Source organism: Paenibacillus sp. FSL K6-2862 (assembly GCF_038005125.1).
Taxonomy (GTDB): domain Bacteria; phylum Bacillota; class Bacilli; order Paenibacillales; family Paenibacillaceae; genus Paenibacillus; species Paenibacillus illinoisensis_A.
Window position 1 is genome coordinate 4904083 of record NZ_JBBOSN010000001.1, and the last position, 17660, is coordinate 4921742.

Genomic DNA, 17660 nt, shown 5'->3' on the forward strand with positions numbered 1-17660 from the left:
TAACGGACTTGATTACATCCAAACTTTTTTTAAAATACTTAAACCATTGGAGGAATATCTCATGAAAATTTTGGTAACTGGCGCAACAGGTCATTTGGGTTCACTGGTCGTAGAAGCTTTGTTAAAAACGGTATCGGCCGGGGATCTGGCTGTAAGTATACGAAACCCTGAGAAAGCGGAAGGACTGCGTGCTCAAGGCGTCGACGTTCGTCATGGTGATTTTGATCAACCGGATACACTTGCCAAAGCTTTCGCTGGTGTGGATCGCCTGCTGCTCATCTCCACAGATGGCGACAATGAGACACGTATCCGCCAACATCAAGCTGCGGTTCATGCTGCCAAGAGTGCAGGTGTTGGATTTATCGCTTATACCAGCGTGGTAAATGCCGAGAATAACACCCTTTCCCTGGCTGAAGTGCACCGTGCCACAGAACAGGCGATCCGCGAATCCGGCATTCCTTATTCCTTCCTGCGTAACAACTGGTATCTGGAAAATGAAGCAGGCAGCGTACAAGCTGCTACCCAAGGTGCCCCATGGGTTCATGCGACCAACGACAGTCAAGTAGGCTGGGCTACGCGCAGCGATTATGCACATGCAGCTGCAGCAGTCCTTACAGGTGAGGGACATGAGAATTCGGTATATGAGTTGTCCGGTAAACTCCGCACGCAAGCTGAACTTGCAGCTATCGTTGGCGAAGTGCTCGGACAGAACATCAATGTGCAAAACGTGGACGATGCCGCTTATGCGGACATCATGAAAGGTGCAGGGCTGCCTGACTTTGTGGTCTCCATGCTGGTTGATATGCAGAGTGCTATCCGTGAAGGCGCACTGGCTGTAGAGAGCGACACATTGGAGAAGCTGCTTGGCCGTCCGGCTCAACCACTGAGCGAAGGTGTTAAAGCAATTTTGGGCAAGTAAAACGTCTTCAAATCCATATCTGCTATTAGAACGAAATTCTTTTAGCTGGATATCCAAAAGGGACACACCAACTAATGTTGATGTGCCCCTTTTTCTGTAACATGTGCTTATAAACAAAATAATAATCTATTGGACTCGCGGGCAATATTCTTGTCAGCGGTCGATATAGCGTGCAGGTATGTGATCAGCGAGCCAGATATTTTCATTTCCATGGTAAAAGAGGATACCCTCTTTGGCTGCCAGCGCGGCATTAATTTTCAGAATTACAGGCTGATCATCACGTCTGCGTCCTACCTGTTCGGCCGTATTCATATCTGCGGACAAGTGCACATACTGCCGCTGCCGCGGCTGCAATCCCTGCTCCATAATCGAAGCCACCGCGCGAGCCGGTGTACCATGATACAGCGTTACCGGCGGGTTCGCAGGGATTTTGGATATCTTCTGCGGAGTGGAGTGACCATATAATGCCCGGATGCGGCCGGAACGGATTTCGTGTCGCTTTTTCTCCGAAGCCTCAATCATCTGCTCCAGATCGGCTTCCGTTACTTCTTTCCACTGCGGACTTTCATGTAGTGCCACGAGTAAGTGCGAGATCTCCACCCAGCCCTCTCCATCCAGCTCCAGCTCATATTCCCAGGGGGCATGCCGCAGAGCATAAGAGAGCTCTTTGCTTAGTTTCATCAAATCCATTACGATCATCTCCCGAATCTAGTAACGCTCTTCTATCTCTCCGGTTGTACCGCAGCCAAAATCTCCTGAATATTGCGAGCCAGTCCTTCATCGTCTTCCTGGTTAAATTGACGGTGGCCATCAATCCCACGATGAATAATCGTGTTCATTACTGGATGCGCCTCCCGGTCCGAGGCCACCCGAATCAGATCGTCGGCAAAGTCCACTGCTTGCTGCTCACTGTAGTTAAATGGCTTGATCAACATACGAATACTCAGTGCATGAGCCTGGGGCTCTCCTAGTTGATCCCGATGAGTAATGCCGTATACAGCCCCAAAGCCGAATGCAGCGATAACCTGCCGCTCCAGCTCTGTTGTCTGCCCCAAAGGCGTGCCAATCAATTCGCAAATCCGGTCCACCATCTGCTCCAGCTCAGAGGCAGCCGCTGCCAGAATGACGTCGTTAATATCTTCTGCATTAATAAAATCAGTCATATTGTAGTTCTCCATTTCTCAGCCATATTTGAGCCATTCTCTCAGACTCTCTGACCACATTGTATCGGAGGTATAGCGCTCGTTTCAAATGCCCTATACTGCGACACTTCTCGCATTTTATATATTACCCTGATATAAGCGTTGTCGTCTGCGTTTCAAAACGATTTTTTGCGAGATGAAGTGCCTTATCCTTCTCACCATGATCCATATAGTACTGGAACAATATTTCTTCATAACGCTCAGCTAGATACTTGGAACCCAGTTCACGATAATAAGGGAGCACTCTTTCTTCTATCATTTGATAATATGCCTTCTCCTGGCCTTGTAAAATAACACATTGGAGTTCCAGTTCCATATAGCTCGCATCTTCCACAAGATCAGATTGACGCAGAGCTTCCAGAGATAGATCCAGCAGTTTATTTGCAGGCATGAGGCTCCCCAGTCTACTCGTTTCTATGTAATTATTGAGTACCATCAAGTATAACGGCTGCTCTTCCGGAATGATATCAAGCGCTTCCCTGTACCAGTAGGCTGCATCTTCATATTGGTTTCTCCGGTTGTATTCATAACCAAGATTGTTTAGCAGCTTGGCTTTCCGGTCAGGAAGACCGCAATCATCACAGATCCGAATCAGATTATCATATCTGCGTTTGGTTTCTGGAAAATCATGATATTCACGAGAATTGAGCTGAACGAGCATGATGGTTTCAGTATCAATGATTCGTACCATATTGAGCGTTTTGCGAAAATGCTGAATGGCCTTCTCCGCGTAATAGTAAGACGTGATATTCGAGTATATCGAGTGATATGCGAGAGACAGGTGATAAAAATATTCATGGTTCGTATACTTGGACTGGTCTATCGAAGTTAGTGTCTGGATGGATTTCGCATAATGTCCTGTGAGGAAATAATAAATCCCCATCAAATGGTGGTAAAAATAATACTCATACGAATGCTCCAATTCATCCGGAATCTCGATTTTGTCTATATGCTTTTCGGCCTCATCTATATTATTCATAAACAAGTAAAATCGAATCCGCAGCAAGTCACAAGATAATCGCAGATCAGGTATACCTGTCAATGGTTCTTCTTCGAGCTTGTCTTTGAGGCGAATAGCCTCGGCAGTTCTCTGCATGATTATTGCCTCCTGCCATGTATCCAGAAGCTCCTTCATTTGATGGTATCTTGTTACTTCCCTTACCATATCAATGTGCAGTCGCTCACAGAGCATGTCCATAATTTCCTGTGAATACTCTGTCATGCCCCGCTCAATTTTGCTCAGATGTGTGACTGAACAGATCCCTTTCACCAGTTCTCCTTGAGTTCGTCTTTTTTTCTCCCGGTAAAATTTAATAATCTTCCCTTCAATCATCACTACACCTCTTTTTGTCCTTCGTTTTATCCCTAATTATAGGGAGCGAATGAGGACTCTACCAGCATATATTATAGGTCGAGGTCATTGCGATAGAGTTTCCGAGGATCATGTAAGGTATCATCATACAGAAAAAGAGGCCCGCTAAAGGGACCTCTTTTTCTAATATTTCTTATTGGATTAGCGAAAGTAAATTGTAAATCGTTTGGGCCGTTTCGGCACGTGTTGCATGATCTTTCGGGTTAAATTCACCTTTTGCAGAACCCTTCATTACACCCAGTTCGGAAGCGTTAGCCACAGCTTCCTCTGCCCACGGTGCAATGTCTGCTGCATCTGAATAGCCCTCAGATGTCTGCTTGGTATCCAATGATTGGGTTTGATATTCATATGCTCTCATCATGAGCACAGCCATTTCTTGTCGCGAGATGGTTTCGGTCGGAGCGAACTTATCTTTGGCTATTCCTTGAATCAAACCTGCTTGGTATGCTGCAGCAACGCTCTCTACATACCAGGCATCCTGACTCACATCGCCAAATGGTAATTCGTTTCCTTTGGCCTGTAAACCAAGGGTTCTTACGATTAAAGCGGCAAATTCAGCACGAGTTGTCTGACCCTTAGGATCAAATGCAGTCTCTGTCTTGCCTGTCAGCACATGCTTGGCTGCAAGAGACTTGATGGCTTCACTTGCCCAATGCGTCGGAGTCACGTCTTCAAACGCTTTGTCGTAAACAAAAGGTCCAAATGTACCCAAATGAGACAATGGGGAGGTCACGGTACCATTTTGTCTATCTACATCCCCGCCAACATAGGTCCAGTTGTCCTTGGATGAAGATTCATTGTACATTCCGATCAGGTTGCTATCCAGATCCTTGTCGTAATGAAGTGTCAACGCAATATCTTCCGGAAGCGTGGACAAGGATAACTTTTCACCGGAAGCCTCCAGGTAAAGTTCGAATTCGTAAGCAGCACCTGCAATTGTCCATGTCAGACCTTGTTTGGCGGCTGGCACGTTCACGTCTTTTTCTTTTATCTCCAGCATAATCTTACCATCGGCAGCACCAGGGCCACCTTTGGTTTGCAGTTCTTTGAATAAGCCAGAAGGAATCGTTAGCGATAATAAGCCTTGCTGAGATAGTGTAAGTGTATTGGAACCTAACAAGTCTCCAGCATTGACAGGCAGCTCAATCTTTTGACCAACCGTGATCGCCACAGTCGCTGTACCGTTTGTCGCAGCTTTCAGATCCTTTTCCGTGATGACCTGATTTTGGCTCAGTTCTGTCTCTGGCTTCGGTGCAGGTGTAGGGGCTGGTGCAGGAGCTGCCCCAGATTCCCCTCCACCACCATTATTACCGGAACCGCCACCGTTATTTCCGGAACCACCATTGTTCATTTCCTGAATCTTGTTCAGGAAGTATCCCAAGTCTTTTTCACCAATTTGCATGACAGGCTTTTGGGTGGAATAGTTAGCGGTTTTTCCAAAGTTATTCGTAATGTAATTTACGTCGACGTCTCCTACATAGCCATCCTGGTCAATATCGGCGATTTCATCCGAAGTATGATAATGTTTCGTTACAAGTTCCATATCATAGATATCGATGACTCCATCTCCATTGATATCGCCGGCATACGTAAAGTCAGACGAATTCAGTTGATTGATACCATAATATTCGCCATTAATCGTCTTGCTCAGGACCACTGCCAGCTTGGAAGGTAAATGACCAGGAACTCGTGTGTAGATGGTCGTCATTTCACCTGTTGCGGGAATGCCATCGATGAGGAACTCACCGTATTTTTGCAGCGTCCCCTCATATTTCTTTCCAGAAGCCGTCTCCGCATAAACTTCAATGCCCATTGCCGAATAGTCATTTGCAAAATCCAGATACTCTCCATTGACCATAAAAGCTTCGGGACGTACATAACCATATGTTCTTGAAGATTTGGAGATCACTTCATAGCTGTCTGTGTTAAACGCGGTTAATGTCAACTTCTCTTCGTTCTCATTCATGCCAACCGTAGTGTATTTCACTTCAAGCAATGGTACGTCGTTTTTCTTGAAATAAAATTCATCCTTCGGTACATCAAAGATAACTTGGAACAAATCAAGATCACCTGTGATTCCTTCAAAGGACCCACCTGAGATGGATGCCTCAAAGCTGATTTCTCTTGGGCTCACTACAGGATCACTGAATTTCACTTCAGCGCCTGTGACATCCAGTAATGCCTGCAGCTCAGGCGTTGGCTCAATCCGGTTAAATTGTTTGTAGTCATACATGGATTCCAGGATAAACGAAATACCGTTTAACTTCTCTACATTGTTCAATTGAATAGTCTGGGTAATCGTATCTCCTTTACGTACTTGTTCTTTGTCATATTTACTGGTCACATAAGGTTTGCCTTCGGAAATAAAGCCATAGCGGTGGTCCTTGACGGGATTGGCCGCTGTACCCACATCCATTCCAAAGAGTCGAAGTTCGTAACCATTATCATATTCTTCCTTCGTGATACCAAAAGATATGTTTCCTTCTTTGGAAACAGGTAAATCACCGGAATAGAACGGACTGCCATTCTCGTAGAAAATGATACGATTGGAAGATTGATCATAAGCCGTGATTCCATTATCAACAAAGGTTTGCACTGTTGAATCGATAGCTGTGCCATCGTACCAGACGCCAAGTCCAGCTTCTCTTTCCGTCAACATACTATCATTGAGCTCGTATACACCAGGCTCTATACCCAGGTCAATCTCAGGGGCTGTATTGTCCACAACGACCAATGTCTCGTATGAATACTGCCTGGATTCAGAATCCGTCCCAATGATTTCAAGTGTGTAGCTGCCCTCAGGGACAAATCGTGCAACGCTCGAGATCTCTCCGTTTTCAATCGGAAATGCGTAACCTTTAAACAAATTCAGGATCATATATTCTATTCCGGGGAGCATAGACTGCGTATTCATTGTACCTACAAAACCGATTTCCTCGCCAGTTTCGCGATCCTTCAGCAACACATCCACAGAATAAATGGGACTGCCCAAAAGAATGGTACTCAGTGTCATCCGGTTCAGGAACTGATGGAATGGGGTATCGTTTGTAACGGCTGGCGGAATCAACTCGACAGAAGTAATGCCCTTCTCGCTAATGCGGATGGCGAAAGGGATCTGAATATGATCCGCGGCATTTTCCGTATCTAGATATACATATCCTTCGTAACGACCGCTTGGCGTGCCCTGTGGTACATCAACAGAGACGGTCATCTCTTCCGTACTTCCTCCACTTACTGTAATGGATTCCGGAAGCCGAACATTTAAATTCATCTCGTTCAACAGCTTGCTGGAAGTCCGATAGGTCTTCGCACTGTTTCCTTTATTCTCGATCTTAACGATGCGGCTGTCCGACAGGATTTCCCCGCCTTCATCTTCTAGGTACGCACTGTCAAATACGATTGAACCTGTAATTTCGTCGATCAGGATGGATTCCTCATTTGAGAAATGAATGGTTTTGTCCTGAACTTTGGCAAATACGGATGTGTGGACTGCACGGTATGGATCTACACGACCTGCACCCACTTCATATACGGAATAATTGCCGTTCAGATTCACCGCCGTATTCATCAGAGCTGTCTTCACATCAAAAGGCGTATAATCTGCGTGTTCCTGCAGCATAAGCGCAGCAATTCCTGCCATATGCGGCGTCGCCATGGAAGTACCTGAAATACGTGCATAGGCAATATCATAATTCTCTCCCGTATGATCATTCACAAAAACTGGGTATGTTGAAAATACAGCTACACCCGGAGCTACGATATCCGGTTTGATATCATTGTTGACTGCAGCTGGACCACGGGAACTGAAATCAGCCAGTTTGTTCCCCTCTGTAACGGTTTGGCCCGTTGTGCCAAAGGTAACCATCACGCCATTTGCATCCTTTAGCTTCTCTCCAAGCTCCTTTTCCATTTGGAATGTTGGAATATATCCGTTCATTTCACCCAAATAGTTGGGGATGGTTCCTTCCACGTTATTGTAAATTAACGCCGCTGCCGCTCCTGCTTTTCTTGCATTGACAATTTTGGCGTCCAGTGCAATCTCGCCCCGAGCGATGAGGGCCACGTTACCTTGAACATCAATACCTTCAAAATCAGAAACGTTTCCAATGCCTGCATACACGAGTTCATAGGTTTTACCCTCAAGTGTATTCAGATCGTCCGCAAAATCCTTACCAAACAAAGGCAGCTCCTTGGTATACGTTGGAGCAGGTGTTTCTTCTGCAGCTGTTGGCACCCCTGCATCTGCTTCAGGTGCAGTTTCTGCTGCTGTTGGCACCTCCGCATCTGCTTCAGGTGCAGCTTCTTCTGCTGCTGTTACCTCCGTTTCTGCTTCAGATGCAGCTTCTTCTGCTGCTGCTGGCACATCCGGATCTGCTTCAGGTGCAGCTTCTTCTGCTGCTGCTGGCACCTCCGGATCTGCTTCAGGTGCAGCTTCTTCTGCTGCCTCTTCCTCATTTGAATTACTGTATACATCCATGGTCACGGTAACTGTAGGAATGGTCAACGGGACATCGGAAGCCCCAACCGTAATGGCCAGTGCACTGGCACCCGGCGTGCCTAATGTGCCCTCGCTTGGCCCATCGTTACCTGCTGCAACCATACTCACGACGCCCTGCAGCATCGCATTATTCAGTGCAATGGACGCAGGGTCCAACGGATCATTCGTTGCAGCACCCAGAGAGAGGTTGATCACATCAAGGTCATCTTGAATAGCCTTGTCAATCCCGGCAATAATGCCACTCATCTCACCACTTCCGCCAGGACCTAGCACGCGGTATACATACAAATCTACGTCTGGCGCTACTCCTTTTACTGCATACCCCACATTATTTTTCGCCTGTCCAGCGATAGTTCCCGATACGTGGGTTCCGTGAGAGGTATAGTAGTCTTCTGCGGGTACTCCCAGCTCCTTATAACCCGAATTTTCCCAATCGGCGTATGTTGTCTCCATCGGGTCAGCATCGTTATCGACAAAATCCCAACCTTTGACCGTAGCCGGATCCACTTGTTTGGGATCTTCACCGTCATGGGCTCGATACCCCTTATATGCCCCCGTTAAATCCGGATGATGATAATCAATTCCCGTATCCAGTACGCCGACCTTAACTCCCTTGCCTGTAATGCCCTCTTCATGAAGTGTATCGATCCCGAGGTACGGCACACTATCAGCCATCCGGGGCTGCATTCCGGCTTCGGATGCAAATTCACTCTGTGTGTCTGCCTCCGGCAGATCAAGAGTCACTTCCTGATCAGCCCATACTTTTTTCACTACACCGGATTTCATTAGATCTTCTACCGCAACACCAGGAATCGTTAAAGCTACACCATTTAGCGCAGTATCATACTCCTGAGTAATCTGGATTGCGGAAGCATCATAAGACAGTCCTCTCTTCTGCTGAAGAGACTTAATATGCTGTTTAAATTGCTGATGGTTTTGTTTCACTCTGCTTGTAGCTGTGAGCTCTGATAATTTCTCATTGTTCAAAGCAGCCCGTTTCAAGGCCACTACAGCGGGTTCGCTTTTAAATTGAACAATCACGTTAACCGAGTCTTCACTCTTCGTATTCACCCTGGAGTCAATAACTTCTCCATCCATGATTTGCAGCTGGTTTAGAGCTTGTCTCTCTTCTGGTGTCAGAGATTGCAGAATGGACTTAGCGCTTGCACTCTGCTCTAGAGGACCATAAGAGGGCGCTGCGTAAGCAGGCATAGAGAACACGGAAGACAACATGACTCCTGCCGCTATAAGACCGGATAACCATCGGGCTGATTTTCGTTTCATTTCATACCTCCTGCGGTAATAGATTAGGATTATCGTATTCCGCAGTGTATGGAATGTAAATTGGGGTAATTGAGTATGTTAATAGACTATAAGCTTGTGATATTCTTCTAAAAAATTTACATATGAATAGACCGAATTATCTAATTTAGCGAGTTTACTTTACAAAACCAGGACTCTACCCTTTTATTTACTATGGGATTAAACAATCAAGTATCTCAAGACCTAAAAACACTTTCGAAAATGAAGCGTATTTTGAATAATAATTTACTTTTTATGCTATTTTTCATCGGATTCCTTATCAAAATTTGCAAAAAGAAATGTAAAAAAGCTCACATCACTGTTCTAAATAGAACGAACATGTAAGCTTTTTTGACTTAATATATTCAAATTTTTCCATTATCCATATTTTAAGCAAAGAAAAATAAGCCGGACCTCTCTTTTCAAAGGGCCTAGCTTATTTATGCACTTACGTTTAGGCTTCAAAGATAAAGATAGGGATCATAAGAGTCTCAATCACGCCGTCTCGTGCTTTTTGCCCGTTTCCAGGTCATAGACTTGAGTATGTTCATTCTCTGCGAGTGTCCATTCCAATGTGCCTGGTTTGCGTAATTTCCACATTAGGGCCTGAACCCGGAGAGATCTTCTCACCCAGGCGAGCGAAGCACAGCGTTTCTCGGAGCGGACCGTCAGTCCCCAGTGAATGACACGGGCAAGCCATGGGTTCACATAGGTGTTGTGGCTGCGAACAGATGGCAATTCATCCTGGAACAGCCGCTTTTTTACGTCTAGTGGAGGCTGTCCACATGTCCAATAGTGAAGAAGGGCTGACAGACTATAGATGTCTGACATCGGCCCCTGACTGGATTTTTCGGAATAGAATTCAAGCGGTGAATATCCGGAAGATGTGAAAATGGCCTGTTTATCCCCAGATTGCATCGGCCAGCGAGCAGCCGAACCGAAATCCAGCAGCTTCGGCGTTCCGTCCTCCATAATCATAATGTTGGAAGGCTTCACATCCCGGTGAAGTATTCCTTGTTTATGAATGTAATCCAGCGTATCGACTAGAGGCAGCAGTGTCCCTTGAATAAATGCGGGGTCCAGTGCATGATCGTTCTCGTGCAAATACTCGTTCAACGTGATCCCGCTGCAGTACTCGGTAATCAGATACCCTGTATCATTTTCTTCAAAATGGTCTATGTACGTAATAATATGAGGATGACTGAGACCGGACAACAATTCTCCTTCAACCAGGAAGGAAGCAAGCAGTTCCTGGTACTGCCCGCCGAAACCGCGCGAAGAACAGTACACTCCCCGCTTGTCCGATTGCCGCGAAGCCAGCCTCTGCGGGAAAAATTCCTTAATGGCTATCTTCGCCCCTGTATTTTTGTCTCTACCTGCATATACAATAGCCAGCTCACTGCTGGCGAGTACCTGTCTAACCTGATATGTATCGTTTAGAATGACATTGCGCTGCAGTGCCATTTTGTAATTGTCTTTTCTCATAACAGACCCTCTTTTCAACCTTGTCGATCGGAAGACTTGCCGCATCTTGCATTACTCTGTCCCAATCAGCAGACGTTTCATCGCCAACCATCTATATAAACCAATCATATCAATTTGAAACACACTTATGTGGAAATAATAAAATAAATTACGATACCTACTCCATACTAGTCTATACCTGATAGAATTACAAAATCTTAGTTAAATCAGAGACTACTTATCTCATACTGTTATCAACAGATGGGCGGATTCGTTTAATAGACTTGAAACCTTCGATCCGCCCGTGCCTGTGCTATATTAATAGTTTTTCTGTAAAAACTGGCGAATCTCCCCGTTCATCTGAATGAGCACATCCTGTGAAGGAAAATGACCCGTGTCGTACTTGACGGCTTGTACATTTGGAATAATTTTCTGAGCTCGTTCAATGACCTTATCCCCAGGGAAAAAGACATCCTTCTCTCCGACCAGCAGCAGCGTTGGCGACGTATAGTTCACCAGTTCTTCCCGTTCCGTAAGCTTAGGGTTATCCTGCTCCATGCTGACGTATTTGAAGATTTTGCCCATGATGTTTTTATCCGTTTCCTTCATGCAGTTGCATGACATGGTGCCTGTAATTTTTTGCAAAGAAGATGGCGAAGAAGTCATCCGGTATTTCACTAGTGGAAGCACAATGTCCTGAGCTGTTTTAAATTTCGAACCCACAGCCAGTCCCGCAGGCGATACCAAAACGGAACATGCAATACGCTCCGGAATATAGGTAGCCAGTCTAAGGATAATTCCACCGCCAAAAGAAGGCCCGATAAACGCACTTTTTTCAATCTTGTAGTGGTCCAGCAAATCGGAAACCCACAAGGCCAAACTGTCAAACCTCGCCGAGATTCGTGTCTCTTCACTGTAACCGGGGTGACCGATCGTATCGGGAGCAATAATTCGGTAATCCTTGAATAAGGAAGAAAACCAGGACAACGTCATCGGATTCACACAGTTTCCGCCTTGGAGAATGAACAGCGGTTTCCCGTTCTCAGGCCCCGTCAATAGTACATGCGTTTGTCCAAAACGTGTCTCCACATATTCCCGCTCAACGCCCTCGCCCAGATTTTCCAGATAGGCTTCATAATCCTCCAGAATACTGCTCTTGCCTTCTTCACTTCTATAAATGGAACTCATGTCTGCCTCCTGCAATGTGTACTCTACCCTCTAATTTGACGAAAAAGGGATGGACCAAAAAGATAAAGAGGGCCTGCAGATGACAGGCTCCTCCATATGTGTAACTTATCATATTCAGATGATTATAGAATGGAAACTGGAAATTGTAAATATCGTTTCTAATAGACTACATATAATGGAACATACGTACAGAATATTTGCTTATTTTCGCCCGTAATCCGCCTTGATTTCGCCCCACTGTTTCGTCTGCCATTTCAACACTTTATTGCTGTACGTATTCGTACGCAACCATTGCTCCGCGCGGTCTATCATGAGCCAGATCTCTTCCGTTGACTCATCCCGAGCTAGCGTGGTGGATACTTTCTTTTGCTTCAGCCACTTCATGGCATTCACCGAGTCGGTATATACTGTCTTGCTGCTTCCTTCTTTTTTGAGATGTGCCAGGGCATGGACGATAGCCAAAAACTCACCCAGGTTGTTCGTTCCCTTGGAAATCGGTCCTACGGAGAAAATAATCTCTCCCGTGCGCGTATCCACACCTTTATATTCTACAGGTCCCGGATTTCCGCGTGTGCCCACGTCAACCGAAATACTGTCATAGTCCACTTCCTCCGATGTCTCCATCCCAGCGCTTCTGCCGCTGCTGACCGATTTGCTTTTGGAAGAAGCACCTGCTCCACTCGAGCCCGTCCCCCAGTTCCCTTTCCACCCGGCACGATATGCCTCTTCGGCTGCTGTTCTGGATTCGTATGATTTATATTTTGCTCCGGTAAAATGATCCGTCTGTGCTTTGCATTCCGCCCACGTGTTATACACACCTGGCTTCTTGCCTTCCCAGACGACATAGTATTTCTGTTTCGCCATCGTTACCCGCTCCTTCGTTTGCTGCAATCAATACCCTATTGTAAACGAAAGGAAGGGGTGAATGAAAGCACTCGCTAGACAATCGTTCAGTTCACCGTCATCCTTACTTCCAGCTCCGCACCATGTCCAAGGCTACGACGAGAAGCTTTCTTTCATTATGTCTGATTTGTTGCTCAATGACTTGCTCACATGTAAGTATTTGTTCGTCGGATAGCTTATCCTTTAGCTGCTCCAACAGCATAAATGATTGTGCACACACTTCCAGACTGGTATCACCTATAAACGGAATGATGTGCTCTATATGTAATATGTAATCCAAATGTTCAAGAGCGTATAAGAATATTGCCCTGCTTCCTGATGTTCCGGGGTCCATGATCGCTTGAATCAAAGGCTCGACGGCTATATCATCTTGTATCGGCTCTTCGGAATCTTCCTGGGAAAGAAGTTCCTGTATTATCTTCGTATGCATCGTACGTTGTATCACTCCTCGTTTGTTAGCAGAAAGGAACCTCCTTAATAACATCGGTCGTTTTCTTCATTTGGAACGTAGTATAATGGTCCTTTTGTTTTTGGGACTATTTTCCCCACCGTCAGCGAATCACCAATGAACTGTATAATCCATCCATATCTCGAACAGGCTAAGCAAAGCAGATACACGACTTGGTACAGAAGGGAGGGTAACCATGGACTGGATATGGAAATCGATTTTACTTGTACTGGCTGGCATGGTGTTGCTGCGAATAGCAGGACGCAAATCCATCTCGCAGATGAGTGTGGCCACGACGGTCATCATGATTTCAATCGGGACAACGATTGTGCAGCCTATTGCAAATCATGCACTTGGCAAAGCCATTGGATCAGCAGCTGTTTTTATTGCGACCTTGCTTGTGGTGGAGCTCCTCCAAATGAAATTCAATGTATTTGAACGGATCATGAGCGGGAGTTCCAGGATCATTGTAGAAAATGGACAAGTCATTGTCCCCAACCTGAAACGCATGCGATACACAATGGATCAGCTGGAGATGCACCTCCGGCAAAACGGAATTTCGAGCATCAATGATTTGGAGACCGCGACAGTTGAGCCAAATGGTCAACTCGGCTACGTGTTGAAACGACATGCCCGCCCCGTAACCATCGGAGATTTGGAAGAGCTGCTGAACGGTATAGGGTTGGCCGGTGCTCAGCTGATCGGAAACAATCAATCCGGCATACCAAAGACATCTACAAGCGACCAACAGCAAAACACAAACGGCTTTTCGTCCTCAAGCGGCAACTCCACTGATATATTTGAGGAAGTCAGCAAGGGCTCTCACTCCAAACCGATCGACCCCAAATTACAGTAACTGTGTTCTCGCAGCTCCACAAAAAAGACCGTTCCTGCCAGCATTACAACATTGCTCTTGCAGAATACGGTCTATTTTTTATCCACTCATCTGTAGATCTACTCTTGTTTTATTTTTTGGCATTACCGTGTACTCAGATAGGCTATGCCCAATCCACCCGTAACCGGATTCTCGTAAATTTCACAATCTACCTCAAACACTTCCCCGATCATCTCACGTGTCAATATATCAGCAGGTTTACCATGAACCACGATCTGTCCCCGCTTCACCACATACAGATAGTCGCAGTATTCGGCTGCCAGTTCGAGATCATGGAGTGCTGCGAGGATACCAATATCCAGGCCTCGTACAATATTAAGAATTTGAAGCTGGTATTTGATGTCCAAATGATTGGTCGGCTCGTCCAAAATGAGAAATTCAGGCTGCTGTGCCAGTACACGGGCCAGGATGACACGCTGCTTCTCTCCACCGGACAAAGACACGTAATTGCGGTCCGCATGTCCGGACAGATGTACCTTCTCAAGCGCCTGCTCCACAATCTGGGCATCCTGCTGATTATCGGTTTCCAGCAGCTTTTTGTGTGGTGTCCGTCCCATCATGACCATCTCACGTACCGTAAAATCAAAGCTCAGTTCGTTGAACTGTCCCACAACACCCATATGCCGGGATACGATCTTCGGACTGGATTTCAGAATGTCCTTATCGCCGAGTAATACGCTGCCCTGCTGTGGTTTGATTACTTTATAGATGCTCTTGAGCAGCGTTGACTTGCCGCAACCGTTCGGTCCAATGATTCCAACGAATTGCTTGTCGTTTACCTGTAACGAAATATTTCGGATGATGTCCGTATTCAGCACCGATATGGATACATTTTCTACGTTCAGTTTCATGGTTATTTCCCTCCAAAACCGTAGCCTTTTTTGACCAGCATATACATAAACATCGGCGCACCAATCATCGCGGTAATAATTCCAATCGGCAATTCAACGCTGGATATCAGGGATCTTGCGATAACATCCGTCCAAATGAGGAAAATCGCGCCGAACAACACCGACACGGGCATGACTTTGCGATGGTCTGAACCAACCATGCCTCTTACGATATGCGGAATAATGAGTCCCACAAAACCGATCATCCCGCAGCTCGATACCATAACCCCCGTTACAAGTGCCGTTAACAGCATGTACAGTCTGCGATATACACTAAGATTAATGCCCAGCGTCACAGCAGCTTCATCCCCGAGCAGCATCGTATTCAGCACACGGGACTGCAGCAGGAAGAACAGAATCGCTACCAGAACGACAATACTGATCAGCGGGAGCTTGTTCCAGCCCGAAGCCGCCAGGCTGCCCATCGTCCAGAATGTGACGGTTCGAATGCCTTCAGCATTGTTTGCAAAGTAAATGATAAAGTTCGAGAACGCACTGCATAGTGCGTTAATGACCATCCCGGCAAGTACCAGCTTGACGGATGTCATTTTGCCCCGGATACCTGCAAGTGTAAGCACCAGCAAGGAAGCACCCATGGCACCGGCAAAGGCCCAAAAGGCCACACCCGTTTGACCTAACCAGCTAATGGCACCGAATCCGATCAAAATTGCAAACGTTGCTCCGAGTGAAGCTCCTGAGGATATACCTAATATGTAAGGATCAGCGAGTGGATTCTGCACAGCAGCCTGCATAACGGCACCACAGAGCGCCAGACCTGCCCCGATAAACATCGCCATTAATACACGCGGAAAACGAATCTGCCAGATGATATCGGTAAAGGAACCGGCTTCAATTGGCGCAGCTCCAAGCTGAAATCCCGTTATTTTGTAGAGCAGAATACGATAGGACTCTGCCAGCGGAATATGCACCTGACCTATGGATACCGCTATCCCCACCGATACAAGCATGAATACCACCAGTGCTGCAAGAAGTAATGCGAAACCGGATTTGCTGTGAATCAAAGACTTGGGTTTACCCATGTGCTGCGTCTGCATCTGAACTGTTTGTGCCATTTCTTCCCCCATCACTTCCACGATAATGTAAGATCAAATAAATATAGCTATTTACAACGCTTTTGATCGGATTATAATTGAGAATGATTATCTTTGTCAATTTTAAAAAGATATCGAATCCCTTGACAATGGTTTGATATAAAACTATATTAGGTGTATGAAAACAAGAGACGCCATATCACTTATATCCAAAATTAAAGAGAGTTCCAATCGTTTTATCGTATCCGAGATGACCAAGCACGGGGTGCAGGATATTGCCACTTCGCATGGCGATATTATCTATGCTCTCTATCACCGACCTCAAATGACCATGGCGGAGATCGCCAAAAAAATCGGCAAGGATAAATCTACCGTCACAGCACTTGTCGACAAGCTGGTACGAATGGGATACGTCATCAAGGAGAGAAGTGACGAAGATACACGCGTTGTTCATGTAGCTCTGACATCCAAAGGCGAGGAGCTCAAGCCCGTCTTTGAAGAGATCTCCCAGAACCTGCTGAATGTCTTTTACGCGGATATCACAGAAACAGAGAAAGAGGAACTGCTGCGAATTTTGATGAAAATTCACAGCAACTTCTAAATTTTTTTTGGATAAATAGTTTGATATAAAACTAAAAGTCTCAAGGAGGAATTACAAATGACAGACTACACCAAATCCCTGCCTGACCATACCGTACAGTACATCGGAGAACAGGATTTATATCTGGAGGTATTTGAGGGCGATGAAATTCAAGGAGGAAGTGATCACACACCCCCTCTCCTATTCGTTCACGGTGCCTATACAGGCAGCTGGATGTGGAGCAAATACATCCCTCATTTCGTTCAACAGGGCTGGACTTGCTATGCCATGAATCTGAGAAGTCACTACAAGAGCAGGGTGCAGGACATGACCCGGGTGACCTTCGAAGATTACCTGGAGGATATTCAGGAGATCATCACTGCGTGCGGGGAGCCGCCTATTCTTATCGGATTCAGCATGGGTGGCATTCTTAGTCAAAAGATTGCTGAACACTCTCCACTTCGTGGATTAATCGTGATTGATTCCAGTCTGAGCCAGGAAGTTCTTCGCTCCGTGCCGTATGCTGACGTGGATCGCATAACGCCTGGTCTCGTCGTTCCTGCACCCGTTCACGATGAACTGACCAGCATAGATGAATCGGCGGAGGACATCGCTTTTCAGCGCAAATATTTGGCCATGGAATCATCGCAGGCCTTCAGCACATTCTCCGCGTTCTTTGGCGGTGAGGACGTGGTATCCATTAACGGGGAGTCCATTACATGTCCTAGTCTCGTAATCAAAGCCGTGTCCAGTGAGGAAGATGAGCAGCGAGGCAGATTAACTGCAGAGCAGCTTCACGCAGAATATACCGGACTATGGCACACGACACATACCGGTTTGCTCGTAGGTCAGAGGTATTTTGAAGCAGTCGAGATTATCCTGGAGTGGCTTCAGCGGAGAAAGAGTGATTTCTCCAGTTAACATTGGCGAAATATCGTTCGCCGCAA

14 protein-coding genes are annotated in these 17660 nt (G+C 46.1%); 4 read left to right on the plus strand and 10 right to left on the minus strand.

Going from position 1 to position 17660, the window contains the following annotated elements; genetic code table 11:
* Positions 1-61: 61 nt before the first annotated feature.
* On the plus strand, positions 62-919 hold the full coding sequence (locus MHB82_RS22180) for an SDR family oxidoreductase (RefSeq protein WP_341175828.1): 858 nt from the start codon (positions 62-64) through the stop codon (positions 917-919).
* Positions 920-1072: 153 nt separating this feature from the next.
* Here the strand turns inward: MHB82_RS22180 and MHB82_RS22185 are convergent, their stop codons facing one another.
* The 8 genes from MHB82_RS22185 to MHB82_RS22220 all read right to left on the minus strand — a co-directional run bounded on the left by MHB82_RS22185 (position 1073) and on the right by MHB82_RS22220 (position 13278).
* Entirely contained in the window at positions 1073-1609 is a 537-nt protein-coding gene (locus tag MHB82_RS22185) for an RNA 2'-phosphotransferase (RefSeq protein ID WP_341175829.1), read from the minus strand.
* A gap of 32 nt (positions 1610-1641) precedes the next feature.
* Positions 1642-2082 (minus strand): Imm48 family immunity protein, encoded by a 441-nt coding sequence (gene imm48, locus MHB82_RS22190; RefSeq protein WP_110821958.1) that lies wholly within the window; start codon positions 2080-2082, stop codon positions 1642-1644.
* A gap of 124 nt (positions 2083-2206) precedes the next feature.
* Positions 2207-3454: a transcriptional regulator gene (locus tag MHB82_RS22195; RefSeq protein WP_095359554.1), complete on the minus strand. Its 1248-nt coding sequence runs from the start codon at positions 3452-3454 to the stop codon at positions 2207-2209.
* 172 nt (positions 3455-3626) lie between these two features.
* Positions 3627-9275, minus strand: coding sequence for a S8 family serine peptidase (locus MHB82_RS22200; RefSeq protein ID WP_341175830.1), 5649 nt, complete (start codon positions 9273-9275; stop codon positions 3627-3629).
* Between the two features lie 513 nt (positions 9276-9788).
* Complete coding sequence (locus tag MHB82_RS22205; RefSeq protein WP_095359556.1) at positions 9789-10778, minus strand: serine/threonine protein kinase; 990 nt, start codon at positions 10776-10778, stop codon at positions 9789-9791.
* Positions 10779-11075: 297 nt separating this feature from the next.
* The gene (locus tag MHB82_RS22210) at positions 11076-11945 is read right to left on the minus strand and encodes an alpha/beta fold hydrolase (protein WP_341175831.1); all 870 of its coding nucleotides are present in this window, start codon (positions 11943-11945) and stop codon (positions 11076-11078) included.
* A 201-nt stretch (positions 11946-12146) separates the two neighbouring features.
* Positions 12147-12809 (minus strand): ribonuclease H, encoded by a 663-nt coding sequence (gene rnhA / locus MHB82_RS22215; RefSeq protein ID WP_341175832.1) that lies wholly within the window; start codon positions 12807-12809, stop codon positions 12147-12149.
* 103 nt (positions 12810-12912) lie between these two features.
* A complete protein-coding gene (locus tag MHB82_RS22220) occupies positions 12913-13278 on the minus strand; it encodes a hypothetical protein (RefSeq protein WP_095359559.1) in 366 nt (121 codons plus the stop codon).
* A 214-nt stretch (positions 13279-13492) separates the two neighbouring features.
* Here MHB82_RS22220 and MHB82_RS22225 point away from each other — a divergent pair, with 214 nt between their 5' ends.
* Complete coding sequence (locus tag MHB82_RS22225; RefSeq protein ID WP_110821952.1) at positions 13493-14152, plus strand: DUF421 domain-containing protein; 660 nt, start codon at positions 13493-13495, stop codon at positions 14150-14152.
* Between the two features lie 122 nt (positions 14153-14274).
* Here MHB82_RS22225 and MHB82_RS22230 read toward each other — a convergent pair whose 3' ends face one another.
* Positions 14275-15042: an ABC transporter ATP-binding protein gene (locus tag MHB82_RS22230; RefSeq protein ID WP_127537678.1), complete on the minus strand. Its 768-nt coding sequence runs from the start codon at positions 15040-15042 to the stop codon at positions 14275-14277.
* A 2-nt stretch (positions 15043-15044) separates the two neighbouring features.
* The gene (locus tag MHB82_RS22235; RefSeq protein ID WP_341175833.1) at positions 15045-16154 is read right to left on the minus strand and encodes a FecCD family ABC transporter permease; all 1110 of its coding nucleotides are present in this window, start codon (positions 16152-16154) and stop codon (positions 15045-15047) included.
* 157 nt (positions 16155-16311) lie between these two features.
* Here MHB82_RS22235 and MHB82_RS22240 point away from each other — a divergent pair, with 157 nt between their 5' ends.
* Positions 16312-16734, plus strand: coding sequence for a MarR family winged helix-turn-helix transcriptional regulator (locus MHB82_RS22240; RefSeq protein WP_341175834.1), 423 nt, complete (start codon positions 16312-16314; stop codon positions 16732-16734).
* Between the two features lie 57 nt (positions 16735-16791).
* On the plus strand, positions 16792-17634 hold the full coding sequence (locus MHB82_RS22245; protein WP_341175835.1) for an alpha/beta hydrolase: 843 nt from the start codon (positions 16792-16794) through the stop codon (positions 17632-17634).
* Positions 17635-17660: the final 26 nt, after the last annotated feature.

Bases quoted from the DNA above. Each gene is read 5' to 3' on its own strand.
- MHB82_RS22220 (WP_095359559.1), bottom strand. From the start codon at position 13,278: ATGCATACGAAGATAATACAGGAACTTCTTTCCCAGGAAGATTCCGAA.
- imm48 (WP_110821958.1), bottom strand. From the start codon at position 2,082: ATGACTGATTTTATTAATGCAGAAGATATTAACGACGTCATTCTGGCA.
- MHB82_RS22235 (WP_341175833.1), bottom strand. From the start codon at position 16,154: ATGGCACAAACAGTTCAGATGCAGACGCAGCACATGGGTAAACCCAAG.
- MHB82_RS22230 (WP_127537678.1), bottom strand. From the start codon at position 15,042: ATGAAACTGAACGTAGAAAATGTATCCATATCGGTGCTGAATACGGAC.
- MHB82_RS22245 (WP_341175835.1), top strand. From the start codon at position 16,792: ATGACAGACTACACCAAATCCCTGCCTGACCATACCGTACAGTACATC.
- MHB82_RS22200 (WP_341175830.1), bottom strand. From the start codon at position 9,275: ATGAAACGAAAATCAGCCCGATGGTTATCCGGTCTTATAGCGGCAGGA.
- rnhA (WP_341175832.1), bottom strand. From the start codon at position 12,809: ATGGCGAAACAGAAATACTATGTCGTCTGGGAAGGCAAGAAGCCAGGT.
- MHB82_RS22225 (WP_110821952.1), top strand. From the start codon at position 13,493: ATGGACTGGATATGGAAATCGATTTTACTTGTACTGGCTGGCATGGTG.
- MHB82_RS22210 (WP_341175831.1), bottom strand. From the start codon at position 11,945: ATGAGTTCCATTTATAGAAGTGAAGAAGGCAAGAGCAGTATTCTGGAG.
- MHB82_RS22185 (WP_341175829.1), bottom strand. From the start codon at position 1,609: ATGGATTTGATGAAACTAAGCAAAGAGCTCTCTTATGCTCTGCGGCAT.
- MHB82_RS22180 (WP_341175828.1), top strand. From the start codon at position 62: ATGAAAATTTTGGTAACTGGCGCAACAGGTCATTTGGGTTCACTGGTC.
- MHB82_RS22240 (WP_341175834.1), top strand. From the start codon at position 16,312: ATGAAAACAAGAGACGCCATATCACTTATATCCAAAATTAAAGAGAGT.
- MHB82_RS22195 (WP_095359554.1), bottom strand. From the start codon at position 3,454: ATGATTGAAGGGAAGATTATTAAATTTTACCGGGAGAAAAAAAGACGA.
- MHB82_RS22205 (WP_095359556.1), bottom strand. From the start codon at position 10,778: ATGAGAAAAGACAATTACAAAATGGCACTGCAGCGCAATGTCATTCTA.